10 protein-coding genes are annotated in these 15,187 nt (G+C 66.7%); 6 read left to right on the top strand and 4 right to left on the bottom strand.

Annotated elements, in window-relative coordinates:
* Positions 1-265: 265 nt before the first annotated feature.
* Together OP86_RS38930 and OP86_RS30345 are read left to right on the top strand one after the other, a co-directional pair.
* Positions 266-6,388, top strand: coding sequence for an RHS repeat-associated core domain-containing protein (locus tag OP86_RS38930; RefSeq protein ID WP_051831014.1), 6,123 nt, complete (start codon positions 266-268; stop codon positions 6,386-6,388).
* Positions 6,389-6,442: 54 nt separating this feature from the next.
* On the top strand, positions 6,443-6,829 hold the full coding sequence (locus OP86_RS30345) for a hypothetical protein (protein ID WP_157849880.1): 387 nt from the start codon (positions 6,443-6,445) through the stop codon (positions 6,827-6,829).
* Between the two features lie 135 nt (positions 6,830-6,964).
* Here OP86_RS30345 and OP86_RS30340 read toward each other — a convergent pair whose 3' ends face one another.
* From OP86_RS30340 to OP86_RS30330, 3 genes are read right to left on the bottom strand one after another with little or no spacing between them, the layout of a single operon-like run.
* Positions 6,965-8,278, bottom strand: coding sequence for a tyrosine-type recombinase/integrase (locus OP86_RS30340; RefSeq protein ID WP_030062403.1), 1,314 nt, complete (start codon positions 8,276-8,278; stop codon positions 6,965-6,967).
* Positions 8,278-8,463 carry a helix-turn-helix domain-containing protein gene (locus OP86_RS30335; protein WP_030062402.1) on the bottom strand — a complete coding sequence of 62 codons (186 nt, stop codon included), beginning with the start codon at positions 8,461-8,463 and terminating at the stop codon, positions 8,278-8,280. The genes OP86_RS30340 and OP86_RS30335 overlap by 1 nt, the downstream gene beginning before the upstream one ends.
* The gene (locus OP86_RS30330; RefSeq protein WP_030261025.1) at positions 8,460-10,175 is read right to left on the bottom strand and encodes a replication initiator; all 1,716 of its coding nucleotides are present in this window, start codon (positions 10,173-10,175) and stop codon (positions 8,460-8,462) included. The genes OP86_RS30335 and OP86_RS30330 overlap by 4 nt, the downstream gene beginning before the upstream one ends.
* Before the next feature lie 351 nt (positions 10,176-10,526).
* On the opposite strand from OP86_RS30330, the gene OP86_RS30325 reads away from it, so the two are divergent.
* The 3 genes from OP86_RS30325 to OP86_RS35335 all read left to right on the top strand — a co-directional run bounded on the left by OP86_RS30325 (position 10,527) and on the right by OP86_RS35335 (position 12,442).
* Positions 10,527-10,907: a winged helix-turn-helix domain-containing protein gene (locus OP86_RS30325; RefSeq protein WP_051831012.1), complete on the top strand. Its 381-nt coding sequence runs from the start codon at positions 10,527-10,529 to the stop codon at positions 10,905-10,907.
* A gap of 736 nt (positions 10,908-11,643) precedes the next feature.
* Positions 11,644-12,030 (top strand): type II toxin-antitoxin system VapC family toxin, encoded by a 387-nt coding sequence (locus tag OP86_RS36230; RefSeq protein ID WP_167344240.1) that lies wholly within the window; start codon positions 11,644-11,646, stop codon positions 12,028-12,030.
* 79 nt (positions 12,031-12,109) lie between these two features.
* Positions 12,110-12,442 carry a hypothetical protein gene (locus OP86_RS35335; protein WP_078589568.1) on the top strand — a complete coding sequence of 111 codons (333 nt, stop codon included), beginning with the start codon at positions 12,110-12,112 and terminating at the stop codon, positions 12,440-12,442.
* A 466-nt stretch (positions 12,443-12,908) separates the two neighbouring features.
* Here the strand turns inward: OP86_RS35335 and glnA are convergent, their stop codons facing one another.
* Entirely contained in the window at positions 12,909-14,321 is a 1,413-nt protein-coding gene (gene glnA / locus OP86_RS30315; protein WP_030055149.1) for a type I glutamate--ammonia ligase, read from the bottom strand.
* 297 nt (positions 14,322-14,618) lie between these two features.
* Between glnA and OP86_RS30310 the strand changes: the two genes are divergently transcribed.
* A complete protein-coding gene (locus OP86_RS30310) occupies positions 14,619-15,086 on the top strand; it encodes an RDD family protein (RefSeq protein WP_030055150.1) in 468 nt (155 codons plus the stop codon).
* Positions 15,087-15,187 lie beyond the last annotated feature (101 nt).

The raw sequence follows: 15,187 nt of genomic DNA, 5'->3' as shown, positions 1-15,187 counted from the left end.
CGCAGTCCCGTCGACTACGAACGGCAGCACGCCAGAAGCGTCACTAACCTGGAACTAGTCGCATAGCAGGCGAGTGTCTACGAAATAGGGCAAAGCCCGGAACGCCTACGCCAAGAACATCGGCGCCTCCACGGGAACGCCCAAGGCTGACGCTGTCTACACCCGTGCCGTCACGCTGAACCATATCGAGTACGGCCACCGGGCCGGCCAGGTCTACAGCGCTTCTCCGGCCGGCAAGGTCTCCTTCTCCACCGCCGACCGGTGTGTGGCGGCCGACTGCTCCTTCACCAAGGCCAACGCGGCCAACTGGTACGACACCCCGGTCGACCAGTCCTGCGACAAGGAGCAGGACTGCCGCAACGGCGCCCCGACCTTCTGGTCCAAGAAGCGCTTGACCGGCATCAGCACGCAGGCCCTACAGGGCGACGGCGGCTACAAGGACGTCGACGCTTGGAGCCTGGACCAGGACTTCCCCGCCACCGGCAGCAGCGGTGGCCGAGCCCTGTGGCTGAAGACCATCACCCGCACGGCCACGCCCGGCGCCTCCCAACTGACCCTCCAGCCGGTGACCTTCGGCCACGGGGACCCGCTTCCCAACCGGGTCGACTCCGACGAGGGCCGTTCACCGTTGAACCGGTTCCGGATCAACCGGATCACCTCCGAGACCGGTTCCAACACCGACATCAAGTACACCGGCATCGACTGCGTCGCCGGTGCCCTGCCCACCCCGGACAGCAACACCAGGCGCTGCTACCCGTCCTGGTGGACCCCTGAAGGCGCGGTCGACCCGGTCCTCGACTGGTTCCACAAGTACCTCGTGGACACGGTCACCGAGCACGACCTGGTGGCCGGCTCGGGATCGCCTGACAAGGTCACCAACTACGAGTACCTCGACGGTGTTGCTTGGCGGCGCGACAACTCCGAGTTCACCCCGGACAAGGAGCGCACCTGGAACGACTTCCGCGGCTACCAGCGGGTCCGTACCCGGGTCGGTGCCTCCGGAAAGAGTCTGACCGAGACGGTCTACTTCCGCGGCATGGACGGCGACACCCTCGCCAACGGGCAGCCGAGGCCCGTCAGCCCCCTCCAGGGCGTCAAGGACAGCAATGAGCTCGCTGGCTTCGTCCGCGAAACCATCGATTTTGACAAGGACGACCAGGACGGCGGCAAGCCCCTCACCAGCACGGTGAACAACCCCTGGGTCCGTGGCACCGCGAGCCGGGCGGTGAAGGCGCTGCCCAGCAAGGACGGCAAGCCCACCGCGACCCCGCCGGGCGAACCCAACCGACCCGAGGCTGCTGCTCTTCCCCCGGTGACCGCCCGGATGGTCCGCACCGAGAGCGTGACCATCAAGGCGTTCCAGCCGGACGGCAGCACGGCCCGGACGGTCCGCACCAGCAGCACTTTCGACGACTACGGTCAGGCCAGGACTGTCTCCGACGAAGGTGACATCAGCGTCTCCGGTGACGAGCAGTGCACCCGCACCACTTACGTCACGCCGGACACCGTCAACTGGCTCATCGCCTACCCGCAGTCCGTCCAGACCAGCAGCACGCTCTGCTCGACGGACGCCACTCCGGCGACCGTCACCAGCGAGGCCAGGACGTCCTACGACGGTCGACCGCTGGGGACCGCGCCGGAGCCGGGCAAGGACAACGTCACCACGACCGAAGCCTTGGACCGCTATGACGGCGGTACCCCGCACTACCTGACGGCCACTACCACCACGTACGACCAGTACGGGCGGGTGACCTCGGTCAAGGACGTCAACAACGCTGAGACCACGACGTCTTACACCCCGGCGAGCGGCGCCCAGCCGACCGTTGTCCAGTCCACCAATCCCAAGAAGTTCACGACCACCACCACCTACGGCGGCCTGCGCGCCCTCCCGGTGAAGGTCGTCGACGCCAACAACCGCACCACCTACGTCGACTACGACGCCCTCGGCCGCACCACGGCCGTGTGGAACCCCGGTCGGGACAAGGGCGCCTCGCCCAACGCAACGTATACGTACAGCATCGAACCCGGCAAGCAGCCCGCCATCACGACCAGGACACTGCTGGAAAACGGCGACTACCGCACCAGCATCTCCCTGTTCGACGGCCTCCTGCGCCCGCGCCAGACCCAGGACCAGGCGTACGACGTCGACGGCGGCCGCAACATCACCGACAGCTTCTACGACAGCCACGGCCGGGTCTACCGCGCCAACGCGGCGTACCACGCCGCCGGTGCCCCAGAGGCGGCGCTGTGGATCGGCCTGGACAACAAGGTCCCGTCCCAGACGGAGACCGAGTTCGACGGCCTCGGCCGGCCCACCGCCAGCATCTTCAAGTCCCTGAACGCGGAGCAGTGGCGTTCCACCACGCGCTACGGCGTGAACTGGGTTGCCACGACCCCGCCAGGTGGCGGCACACCCACACTCACCGTCACCGATGCCCATGGCCGAACGTCCGAGGTGCGGCACTACAAGAGCGGTAGCCCGGACTTCGACGCGCCCGCGACTTCGTACGAGGCCCTGAAGTACACCTACAACCCAGCCGGCAAGCTCACCCGTCTCACCGATGCCGCGGGCAACGCCTGGACCTGGGAGTACGACCTGCTCGGTCGCCAGACCAAGGCCGTCGACCCGGACAAGGGCACCACCACCAGCACCTACAACACCGACGGCACGCTCGCCACCGTCACCGACGCCCGGGGCCGGACGCTCGCGTACGCCTACGACGTCCTCGGTCGCAAGACGGCGATGTTCGATGGCTCCATCACCGGGACGAAGCTCGCCGACTGGGCCTATGACACCCTGCCCGGCAGCAACGGTCTGGCCACCAGCAGCACGCGCTACGAGAACGGCAAGGCCTACACGACCGCCGTCACGGGATACGACGGCGCGGCTCGACCCACCGGATCCACCGTCACCATCCCGGACAGCGAGGGGCTCCTCGCGAACACCTACACCACCTCCCAGACCTACACCCCGAACACCGGCCTGGCCGACACGACGACCTACCCAGCCGGAGGCCGACTCTCACAGGAGAGCATCCACCGCGACTACACCCTGCTGGGCCTACCCACCACCGTCACTGACGGAAGCAACCAGGTCTATTCCCAGGGCAACCTGTACAGCGCGTACGGCCAGCTCACGCAGAGCACCGTTGGCCCCTTCGGCTCCCGCGCCATTCAGAGTTACGACTACGAGAACGCCACCCAGCGCCTCGCACTTGTCCGGACCGACCGGGACAGAGGCGAACCGAAGTCACTGGACAAGAAGACCTACACCTACAACCCGATCGGCAGCATCACCCGTGTCCGAGACGACCGCGACAACGCCGCCGTCACGGACACCCAGTGCTACACCTACGACTTCGCGCAGCGCCTGACCAACGCCTGGTCGTCAACCGACGACTGTGTGGCGGCGCCGACCTCGGCCAACGGCCCCTATGTCGGCGGAGTCGACCCGTACTGGACCAGCTACACCTACGACGCGGCCGGCAACCGCACCCAGGCGACCAACCGCATCAGCGGCGCCGCTCCCGGCCCGCTGATGGACACCACCAAGGTGAGCTCCGTCGCCATCGCCGGTGACGGTCAGACCGCCTCCGTCGCGATCTCCGACGGCCAGGTCTACCTGGCTCAACAGCGCACCAACGGAACCTGGCGCAACTACGAGAACCTGCACACCACGACCCAGGCGGGCCCGCTCGGCGCTCCGGTCGAGCACGTCGCAGCAGTTTGGGCCGACAACACCCTCCAGATCATGGCCATCGCCGGCGGCAGGGTCTGGCACACCCTGCGCAAGCCCGACGGCTCCTGGCAGCCCTGGGGCGACGTCACCGGCGTCGTCGGCCCGATCTCCAACCCCAACCAGCTGTCCCTGTCCGCCACCGCCTCCGGGCTGGAGGTCCTCACCTTCTCCGACGGCCTGCTCAAGCACACCCTGCGCAAGCCCAACGGCGACTGGGGAACGTGGGGCAACGTCTACGGCGAGACCGGCAGCCTCACCGGCGCCACCCGCGTCACCAGCGCGGCCACCGTCACCGGCCTTGAGGTCATCGTCATCGCGGGTGACAAGCTCTGGCACACCATCCGCTACCCCGACAGCAGTTGGCAGAAGTGGGGTGACGTCTACAGCGTCACCGGCGATCTCAGCTCGCCCACCAACCTCACGGCGACCGCCACCGGTGCCGGCCTCGAAGTCGCAACCATCGCCGACGGAAGCATCTGGCACACCGTCCGCAAGCCTGATGCCAGCTGGCAGAAGTGGGGCAACGTCAGCCAGGTCGTCGGCCAGCTGAACCAGCCGCTGTCCGCAGCAGTCGTCAGCTCATCCGGCGACCTCAAGCTCATCACGGCCGCCGGCGGAGCCCTCAACTACACCAAGCGGTCCTTCACCACGGGCAGCTGGCTCCCCTGGGCACAACTCACCCAGACCACGGAGAACCAGCAGAGCGACCAGACCCAGCGCACCTCCACCTACCCCGCCCCAGGAGGTACCCGACCCCACGCCCTCTCCCGCGTCGACATCACCGGCACCGGAGCCCGGACCGACACCTTCACCTACGACGAGTCGGGCAACACCGTCCGCCGCGTGACCGCCGATGGTGACCAGTCCCTCGAATGGGACACCGAGGGCCACCTCGCCAAATCCACCATCGCGGGCAAGAGCACGACCTTCCTCTACGACGCCAACGGCAGCCGCCTCCTGCGCCGCGAGCCCGACTCGGTGACCCTCTACCTGGACGGGCAGGAACTCAAGCTCGACAAGACCGCCAACAAGGTCACCGCCACCCGCTACATCACTGTCGCCAACGCCACCATCGTCAAGTCCGACGACGGCAGCCTCAACTACCTGATCAACGACCAGCAGGGGACCGCCCAACTCACCATCAGCGCCGACAACCTCGACTACACCCGAGGCGACACAACCCCCTTCGGCGCACCCCGCGGCAAGAAACCCGCCGCCTGGCCCACCGAACGCGGCTTCGTCGGCGGCACTAACGACTCCACCACCAGCCTCACCCACCTCGGAGCCCGCGAATACGACCCGGCCAACGGCCGCTTCATCTCCGTCGACCCGGTTCTCGACATCGCTGACTCCCAGCAGATCAACGGCTACGCGTACAGCGACAACAACCCCATCAACCTCAGCGACCCCACGGGACTGGCGCCCTGTGCCCCGGGTGTCAGCTGCGAGCTTCACCCGTCTAGCTGTGACGGCCCGTACTGCGACAAGCGGCCTATACAGGGCATCGGCTACAGCTGCCCCGACGGAATCTGCCCCACCGAGCATCCAGGACCCAAAGAAGAAGATGGCACAATCTCTGACAATCTCTGGGGGTTTGGGGAAGGGGTTGTAGAGCAGGGGCTTGGCCTACTGGACGTTGGGACATTGGGATTTGCTGATCCGATCATCAACCCGGTATCCAAAAATCTCCATTCGACGGTGAAGAATCACGCAAACACCAACTCGAAGAGCTTCAAGAATGGCAAGAAAAGCGGTATCGGGTTTGGGATCATAGCGAGCGGGGGGATCGGCGAGCTCGGCGAAGCCGCCGAGCTTTCTGAGATCTCCACCGCTTCTCGGGCGGAAACGCTGGAAGCCGGGACCGCCGGCCGTTTTGGGGCTTGCAGTTTCGCTGCTTCAACTCCAGTTCTCATGTCGGACGGCAGCACAAAGCACATAGCCGATGTTGTCGTGGGTGATGATGTTCTGTCGGCAGACCAGAACGATGTGACGAGTCAAGGCCCAGAGAAGGTCGACGCCACCTGGATCCACAGCGATGAGGATCTTCTTGATCTCTTTGTTGTTTCGCCCGAAACGGGCAAAAAGGAAACCGTACACACCACGGCGAACCACCCCATCTGGGACGACACGACTAAGCGCTGGACCGCTGCTGGCAAGCTCCAGATCGGCCACCGCCTCGGAACGTCGTCCGGGAACTCGCTGGAGGTTGCGGGTCTTCGCGCGGTCTCCGGATCGCAAGACATGTACAACCTGACAATCAGCAACCGGCACACGTACTATGTACTCGCTGGCAACACGCCGGTCCTGGTTCACAATAGTAATTGCGGCCCTGAGTTGTCGGGAGTGGATGGAAAGCAGTTTGGCAGTCACTGGGGCGACCATTCTAAGGACTATGGGCTGAACCCCGGCGACCCTGCCGCTCGCCAATGGTACAAGGACCGAGTCTATGAGGTTCGGGGTTCGCACGATGAGGTTCGGCGTGGCGAATGGAATCCTGGGAGTGGCGGTGCAAGTGATTACTGGTTCTATCGCAAGGATGACGACCTGTTGGTCACTAAGGGAGACGGTACGTTCGTCACAATGTTCCCGCTGGGCACGCGCGGGAATGGTTGGTGGGACCGCGCAACCCCGCAGCAATGCAATTGCTAGGGAAGACGTGCCAGGGTGAAGCGATCGGTACAGCTAGAGACGAGGAGCGGCGGAGTGGCTCGACCTGAGGGAGTGGATCCCGAGGTTCTAAGGGGCATCAAGGCTCGCGAGGTCTTCGAAATCGTTGATTCCGAAGGGATGGTCAAGGCCCTTCAGATCGTTCTCGTCGATAGCGCGTCAGTAGTCTTCAAGGTTTGGACGGACTGGTCGCTACTGGTTGAGAAGCGGCCCGACTCGGAAATTCCGGATTACCTTTGGCCCAGGGATGAACATGCTCAACGATCGATCGAATTGAATATTCCAGAGCATGGCCTGGAAGTTCTCTCGGTGACTTCATTGATCGATGAAATTGGAGCTCTCATGGGAGTCGATATCGAATTCATTGGGCATCTCGTCTCTGCGAATTCGATCGGTGGCGAGCTTGAGCTGTCGATTCGCTAGAACCGCGAGTCCGCAGATCCGAATATGGGCGGCTGCAAGGTCGTCCTGATTGTCGATTTAGTACGAAGGCGCCCCTCTGGAATTGCTTCCGGCGGGGCGCCTTCAGTGCTTTGACGGCAACGGTTGACGGCAACGTCAGTGGACGGGTGCTGCACAAAGTGGCGGATCGTCGCCGTCGTCGGGCCGAGGCGTGTCTTCTGCGGTGTGGCGCAGGACGTTGCTGAGGGTGTCGATGGCTTGGTGCTGGAGGCGGAGTCGGACGTGCGCGTACACCGTCGCGGTCACCCCGATGTGGGCATGGCCCAACAGTTCCTTGATCACGACGAGTTCGACGCCCTGTTCCAGGAGGAGGGTGGCCGCCGAATGGCGGAGATCATGGAAGCGGATGTGGCGGAGCCTGGCCCGGCGGAGCAGAGCGTTGAAGTGCCGGGTGAGGGTGGCTCCCTCGATCGGGGAGCCGTTGGGCCGGGTGAAGACGTAGCCGCTGTGCTTCCAGCCCTCACCCGCCAATTCGCGCTCCTGGTGCTGCCGATCGCGGTGCTGTTCGAGTGAGTGCACGCACGGCGTCGCCAGGGCGATCCGCCGCTCGGAGCTCTGAGTCTTCGTTGGGAGGGCGGTCAGGCCAGCGGTGTTGGTGCGCTGGAGGGTGCGGCGGATGCTGGCGGTTCCGCCGGTCAGGTCGAGGTCTTCCCAGCGCAGGCCGAGGAGTTCGCCCTTCCGGAGCCCGGTGCGAAGAGCGAGTTCGAACAGTGCGTGCAGCCGGTGACCGTGGGTGGCGGCGAGGAACGCGCGGGCTTCCTGGGCGTTGAGGGGTTCGAAGCGGCGGGGTCGGGGTGTGCCCATGCGGACGTTGCGGGCGACGTTGCGGGGGATCTCCTCTTCGCGGACGGCGTGTTCCAGTGCGGACTTGAGGACGGAGTGGACGTAGGCCAACGTCAGCGGGGACAGTCGCTTGCCGCAGCACTTTCCGATGGCGCAGCACTGTGGCTGGTCGCGGGCCGTGTCGAGGCCGCGTGCGCAGCACTGGCAGGTGGTGCGGAGCTGGTCGAGCCAGGTGCGGACGTCCTTGGCGGTGAGCTTGGCGAGCTTCTTCTTGCCGAGACCGGGGATGAGGTAGAGGCGGACGACGGCGGTGTACCGGGTGTGGGTGTTCTCGCGGAGGCGGTGGACGGCGACGGTCTCCAGCCAGTAGGTGAGGAACGCGGCGACGCCGCCCTGCGCGGACGCGGTGGGGACTCCGCGGTTGCTGGTGGCGATCTTCTCGGTGAGCTTGGCGAGTGCGTCCTTGCGGGTGGTGCCGTAGACGCGGACGCGCTTGCGGGTGTCGCCGACGGCCAGGACGTAGCCGGCGGCTTCCCAGCGGCCGTCCTTGCGCTGGTAGACGGTGCCGTCTCCGTTGGCCCGGACCCTGCGCGAGCCGGGGGTGGGGTTGGTGTCGGGGGCGGTCATCAGGATGCCTCTTCGAGGTGGTGGTGGACGAGGGCGGTCAGGGCGTGGGTGGGGATGCGTCGGGAGCGGCCGATGGTGATGGAGGCGAGCTGCCGGGTGCGGATGAGGTCGTAGACGGTGGAGCGGCTGACCTTGAGCCGGGCCATAACCTCGGGGACGGTGAGGAGTTCGCTGTCGGCGGTCATGCGATCGCCCCCGTCTGGACGGGGGTGGTCAGCGGGGCGGTGGAGTGACCGGCCCGGTCGCTGGAGCGCTGTGCGTGCCTGGGGCGGCTCGGCCGCTCGGGCCGGGGGCGCGGTGGGGTGGCCAGGAGGTCGGCGAGGTGGGCGAGTTCGGGCAGGAGACCGGTTCCGGCGTACTGCCAGCGCGAGATCACTAGCGTCGTGTTCGCGCCGCCGCGCCGCCCGTGCTTCTCGCGGTGACCCGCGCGGTGACCGGGGCCGGGGTCGGTGTGACCGGCGATCAGGTCATCGCGGTCACCGTGCCGGTCAGTGACCGACCGGCCCCCGCCGATCGGAAGTCCGGCGTGCCGTTCGACCATTGCCGGGTCGGTCGGCGTCGGGGCAGCGGTTTCGGGTTGGTGGGTGCGCCAGGCGGTGCGTTCTGCTCGGAGGTGGGTGAGGGTGGTGGAGTAGTGGCGGGTGCGGGTGGAGAAGTGGCCTCGGAATCCGAGCATGTGGGCCCACTGGCGCAGGCGCAGGTGGGTGTGCTGGGGCTTGGTGCCGAGGTGCCAGGCGGTGTGGATCATGCGGCGGGCGTGGTCGGTGAGGTCGTGCTGGGCGAGTTCGGCGAGGAAGCGGAGTCGGCGGTCGAGGGTGCCGGTGGTGGTCTCGGCGCCCTTGGTGGCGTACTTGGCGATGTAGGCGGCGACGTGGCGGTCGGTGACGGGGGCGTCGCCGGTGAAGTCGGTACTGCGGATCGCGCGGACGTCGATCTGCCGCCCGAGGCGAAACACCATGGGCTCTGCCGACTGTGCCGGGTCGGCCTCCCCAGCCCGGGAGGGGCGTTGGTGCTGGACGCGGGTGCGGTTCGCGGCTGCGCGGATGGCGTGGTCGAGGAGTTCGGTGGTGGCCCAGGCAGGCGGGGTGCTGGCGGGGCTGGTGGGTCCGTCGATGCGGATGACGGTGTGGAAGTGAATCTGGCCGCGCTTTTGGTATTCGGCGACCTTGGCGTAGGAGAGCGTGGCGTGGTGGCGCAGGGTGCGCTGGGTCAGTCCGGCGGCCTTGGCGATCTCGCGGCGCAGGTGGGTGGTGAAGCGGGCCCACAGGGCAGGCGCGTGGGCGTTCCACAGCACCGCGCCGGTGTAGTCGTACCGCTGCGGGTTCAGCGGGGTGCCGAGGAGCGGGTCGCCGTCGGCGTGCCGGGTGCCGCAGGTGCAGGGGGTGGTGCCGGGTTGGTTGTGGACGGGGCCGAAGCCGGGTGCGGTGAGGGTGGCGAAGACGCGGGGGTGGGTGGCGACGCTGGTGGGGATGGTCTTGCCGCCGCGTAGTCCGGCGGCGATGAGCTGGTAGGTGTCGTAGCGGTAGAGGGTGGAGCAGGCGGGGCAGCGGGTGGTGCGGCGGTTGCCGCAGCGCAGCAGGAGTTCGCCGGCGGGCAGGTGGCGGGTGTCGAGGTGGTCGAGGATCTGGCCGGTGGCGGTGTCCAGGCGGGTGCGGTGGCCGGTCATGCGGATCGGGCGGGCGCAGCCGCCCAGGGAGCCGATCTGCCGGGCCAGGGGTGCGAGGTATCCGGTGGCGGCGAGCTTTGCGAGCCTGGCGGTCAGCCGCGCCCGGCGTTCCAGCGCCGAGTTCCTGTTCGCGGACGTGTCGGCGCTGGTGGTGAGCGCCGGTGCGGCGAACGCCGTGCTGGCGGGAGTGGAGGTGGTCGCAGGCGTGGAGAGTTGGAGCTGAGCGGGCATGGGGACAGACCTCCGGCAGGAGTCGGGAGAAGAGGAGAGGCGATTGAGGGGCGACCCGGGTGATCGGCGCACGTGGGCACGGTGCGCGTGACGGCGGGCGCGGATGGTGGGCCGGGGACGTCTGGCCTGGTCAGCGGTGGTGTTCACCAGCGGTGCGTGAAGGTAGCATCGCTCCAAGCGTGCATTCAAGTGCATCCCTCCTCATCTATTTCGGTGGCCGGTGGGACGCGAGTACTGTGGCCCCGGTCTTCCGTTTTGGACGGGCCGGATTTCGGTGGTAGAGGCGCAGAGAAAGCGGGGTGACCTGCGGTGACGGTGGGGCGGCGGGGACGTAGACCGGCGGGCGGCACGGTGTTGCTGACGTTCGAGGTCATCGCCGAGGCCCTGCGGGAGCGGATCCGCTCCGGCGGGCTGAAGCCTGGGGACGCGCTGCCGACGCAGGCCGTGTTGATGGCGGAGTACGGGGCCTCGAGCCTGTCCGTGCAGAAGGCCATGGCCCTGCTGAAGCAGGACGGCTACGCGATCTCCCGCCCCGGCAAGGGAGCCTTCGTCGCCCAGCCGGAGGCCGACGGTGGCTCAGGTGACGGGGAGGCGGGGAACACGCCCGTCGGCGGGACGGCGGCTCGCGTCGAGGCGCTGGAGCTGGCACTGGCCGAGACGCTTGATCAGCTCACCGCTCTGCGTGCCCGCGTCGAAGCCCTGGAAGCGGGCGGCACCGAGCGAGGTTGCTGACCCGTCGGCCGCTGGACGGCCAGGGCTGGAGCTGTGCGTCCAGATTTTCTCTACGAGGTTCAAGGCGGTGCCCCGCCCGAAGGAGGTGGCCCGACGTGGCCGACCGACCCAGAGCCGGACCGGCCCCGGTGCCCGCGCGGGTGTCGGCGGTCAGCGGTCAGCGGTCTGTCGGATCGTGAGCGGGGCTCGACTGGTGCCCAGTGGGAGCCAGTGGGAGCAAGTTGTGGGGTAAGCACTGCTTACCCCGAGCCCCGGCCAGTCGGAGCAAGTTGTGGGCTATGGACTCCTTGCCCGCGACGCGGAGCAAGTTGTCGCCCATGACCGTCCTACGGCCGGCCGTTCGAGATGGTCGGCCAGGGGCCCGACCACCAAGGCCCGTCGCCGAGCTGACCATCGGTGGGTGGCTGGCGTTCGCCTCCGGCGGGGAGCGAAGCTCCCGGAGCCTCGCCGTCGACAGACCCCCGCCCCTCCCGGCCCCGCACTGCGATACTGGCCGACGCACGAGCCAGCCCGAGGGCACCCCGGCGACCGAGAGCCCGCGGCCCACCAGATTGGTCTAGACCCTTGACGGCAGTGGTGACGGCAACAAGCACGAACAACCCCGGCCGAACCCGCACCCCAGCGGAACCATTAAATACGGCTTGACCTGCGAAAACGCAGGTAGAGAGGGGCCGCGCAGCACACGTACTATGTGCTGGCGGGGACCACGCCGATCCTCGTTCACAATTGCGGCGAGGTGGCAGTTGACACGAATCCTGTAATTGATGCTCTATCCGGGGAAAAGACTGCCGAAGTAGATGCCGCTTTGGCGGGGCGCACGCCAGTGCTTTCGCCGCAAGCGCATCGCGAACTCCTCGAAGGCGGACACTCGACAGGAGCTATTAGTAGCTGGCTATCGGCACGTGGAGGCCGCATGGGGCCCGAATCCACTAGTGAAGGCGTTGCTTCTCTGCAGGGCCGCCTCAAGGCCATGTGGAAGGGCAAGTCCTTCAGGCCGATGATTGCCGGCGACGACGCTTCAGTCTTGCATTCGGCAATACAGGACGGATTGTCGATTATCACAAACGACAAGAGATTCTATAAGAACATGGACAGGCTCGGATATTCGAGCGAGCGATACTAGTTGGCCATGGATGGGGGCAGTCCGCTCGACAATTGCGGACTGCCCCCGGCGAACGAGACTGCTGGTAAAAGGCGGCTTGATGCGTGAAGATGAGCTTGATGAGATCGAGGAGCTGTGCTCTGCAGCCACTCCGGCCCCCTGGTTCGTCAGGACACTGGATGATGACTTTGCCATGAATCTTGTGGCAGTTAGCACCGTTCCCGATACTGGTCGGGCGGAGAGGTGGCCGAACTTTGATCACCGAGACATAGTTGCTGCGACGCTGGTTCAGCATCCGCGCTATGTTGATTCTGGCGATGAGCGTTGGGATGAGAATGCGGCCTTCATTGCAATGGCGCGAGAGGCTGTCCCGCGCCTTGTGGATGAAGTTAGGCGCCTTCGGGCTCTGCTTGCCGAAAGGGAAAATCTTTAAGGGATGCTGTCGGGGCTTGGTTATCTGTCGCCAATGAGTCTGGATTGCCTCTTCTCGTGAGATGAATGCGCGCAGCAAACTAGTCAAGTGTGCGTGACAAAACAGCCCCGCCGGTGTTTTTCGGCGGGGCTGTTTTCGGCTCTCAGGGCGGTCTGACGGCAGTAGTTGACGGCAACGTTAGTGGACGAGGGCTACACAAGACGGCGGGGCGTCACCGTCGTCGGGGTCGGTGATGGCCTCGGGGGGCTTGCCGAGTGCGCGTGGTCGATGGCGTCGCGCTGGAGGCGGAGACGGACGCTGTCGGCTGGTTTTCGTGAATAGGGGCGGGCTCTCCAGGGATTTCACCAGGTGGGGAGCCCGCTGACCCACCCCACCCCACCCCCCCCGCACGCACACCCACCAGGGCCCGACGCCACCCGGCGCCGGGCCCTGCTACGTACAAGGCCATGCAGGCCGACGACCGTTCCTACAGGTCGTAGTAGAGCTCGAACTCGTGGGGGTGGGGGCGGAGGGCGATGGGGGCGATTTCGTTGGTGCGCTTGAAGTCGATCCAGGTCTCGATCAGGTCCGGGGTGAAGACGTTGCCCGCGAGGAGGTACTCGTGGTCGGCTTCCAGGGCCTCCAGGACGGCCGGGAGGGAGGAGGGCACCTGGGGGACGTTGGCGTGCTCCTCGGGGGCGAGCTCGTAGAGGTCCTTGTCGACGGGCTCCAGCGGCTCGATCTTGTTGCGGATGCCGTCGAGGCCGGCCATCAGCATGGCGGAGAAGGCCAGGTAGGGGTTGGAGGACGGGTCGGGTGCGCGGAACTCGATGCGCTTGGCCTTGGCGTTGGAACCGGTGATCGGGATGCGGATCGCGGCCGAGCGGTTGCGCTGCGAGTAGACCAGGTTGACGGGCGCCTCGAAGCCCGGCACCAGGCGGTGGTAGGAGTTCACCGAGGGGTTGGTGAAGGCCAGCAGGGAGGGGGCGTGCCGCAGCAGGCCGCCGATGTAGTAGCGGGCGGTGTCGGAGAGTCCGGCGTAGCCCTGCTCGTCGTAGAAGAGCGGGGAGCCCTCGGTCCACAGCGACTGGTGGACGTGCATGCCCGAGCCGTTGTCGCCGAAGATCGGCTTCGGCATGAAGGTGGCGGTCTTGCCGTTCCTCCAGGCGACGTTCTTGATGATGTACTTGAACAGCATCAGGTCGTCGGCGGCGTGCAGCAGGGTGTTGAACTTGTAGTTGATCTCCGCCTGGCCGGCCGTGCCGACCTCGTGGTGCTGGCGCTCGACCTCCAGCCCGGCCTTGGCGAGTTCCAGCGACATCTCCGCGCGCAGGTCGGCGAAGTGGTCCACCGGCGGGACGGGGAAGTAGCCGCCCTTGTACTTGACCTTGTAGCCGCGCGCGTCGCCCTCGGCGGCGCCGGTGTTCCAGGCGCCGGCCTCCGAGTCGATGTGGTAGAAGGACGCGTTGGCGCTGGTGTCGAAGCGGACCGAGTCGAAGACGTAGAACTCGGCCTCGGGCCCGAAGTACGCGGTGTCGGCGATGCCGGAGGAGGCGAGGTAGGCCTCCGCCTTCTTGGCGACGTTGCGCGGGTCGCGGCTGTAGGCCTCGCCGGTGACCGGGTCCTGGATGAAGAAGTTGATGTTGAGGTGCTTCTCGGCCCGGAAGGGGTCGAGCCGCGCCGTGGCGAGGTCCGGGACGAGGGCCATGTCGGACTCGTGGATGGCCTGGAAGCCGCGGATCGACGAGCCGTCGAACATCAGGATCTCGGACGGATCGAAGGTCGCCGCGGGTACGGAGAAGTGCTGCAGGACGCCTGGCAGGTCGCAGAACCGGACATCGACGAACTTCACGTCGTTGTCCTGGATGTACTGCTTCACTTCGGCGGCGCTGTTGAACATCCATCCTCCTCGGTGCGAATGGGGCTCACCCTAGGAATGGGTCGTTTCCGGATGGTGACCCGCTCGTTTCCTAGATGTTAACCACGGCACCCGGACGGGCGGCAAAGACGTACGGGACAGGGCAAATCGCCCCGCCCGCCTGCGCGGCCTTCCGGAAGTGGTCTGGACCACTGGAAGAGGCGTCGGGAACGCCCCGGCGCAGGGATTCACCCGGTCGGGGACGACGCCCCCCACGCCGCCCCGCCGGGAGGGGGAGCCGGTGGCGGCGCGGGCCGTCAGCCCGGTTAGTGTGGATTCGTGGACACCAGAGAAGCGTTGGGATCGTGGATCGACGGCCCCAGGGCGGCCGCCGAGAAGATGGGCGCCGACTTCGGCCATCGCGGCGAGCGCCTCGGCCTGCCCAAGGAGGGCCCCGGCTCGATCGCCGGCCCCGGCCGCCGGATCGGCGCCCTGTTCGTGGACGGCTGGCTGGTTGCGCTGATCTGCTACGGCCTGATCGCCCGCGGTGACCAGGCCGAGGCCAACCTGTGGACCAGCCCGCTGTTCTTCCTGGTCGCGGCCCTGCTGCTGTCGACCACCGGAACGACCGTCGGTAAGCGGCTGTTCGGCCTCCGGGTGGTCCGCCTGGACGGCCGCCGCGCGACCATCCCGCAGGTCCTGCTGCGCACCCTGCTGCTCTGCCTGGTGGTGCCCCCGCTGGTCTGGGACCGCGACAACCGCGGCCTGCACGACAAGGCGGTCGGCACCGTCGAGGTGCGGATCTAGTCCCAACGCCGTGTAGATAGAGCCTGCGGATTCCTGTCACGGGTCTGGTGTGGTCAGGATGTCGATGCTGATGGTGGCTTTGTAGCTGGTCCGGTCGACGG

Origin of the sequence: Streptomyces novaecaesareae, from assembly GCF_000716875.1 — a bacterium.
In the GTDB taxonomy this organism is placed as follows: domain Bacteria; phylum Actinomycetota; class Actinomycetes; order Streptomycetales; family Streptomycetaceae; genus Kitasatospora; species Kitasatospora novaecaesareae.
This window is presented reverse-complemented; position numbering and strand designations above follow the sequence as displayed.

Bases quoted from the DNA above. Each gene is read 5' to 3' on its own strand.
- OP86_RS30340 (WP_030062403.1), bottom strand. From the start codon at position 8,278: ATGACCGCCCCCGACACCAACCCCACCCCCGGCTCGCGCAGGGTCCGG.
- OP86_RS30330 (WP_030261025.1), bottom strand. From the start codon at position 10,175: ATGCCCGCTCAGCTCCAACTCTCCACGCCTGCGACCACCTCCACTCCC.
- OP86_RS30335 (WP_030062402.1), bottom strand. From the start codon at position 8,463: ATGACCGCCGACAGCGAACTCCTCACCGTCCCCGAGGTTATGGCCCGG.
- OP86_RS35335 (WP_078589568.1), top strand. From the start codon at position 12,110: ATGCGTGAAGATGAGCTTGATGAGATCGAGGAGCTGTGCTCTGCAGCC.
- glnA (WP_030055149.1), bottom strand. From the start codon at position 14,321: ATGTTCAACAGCGCCGCCGAAGTGAAGCAGTACATCCAGGACAACGAC.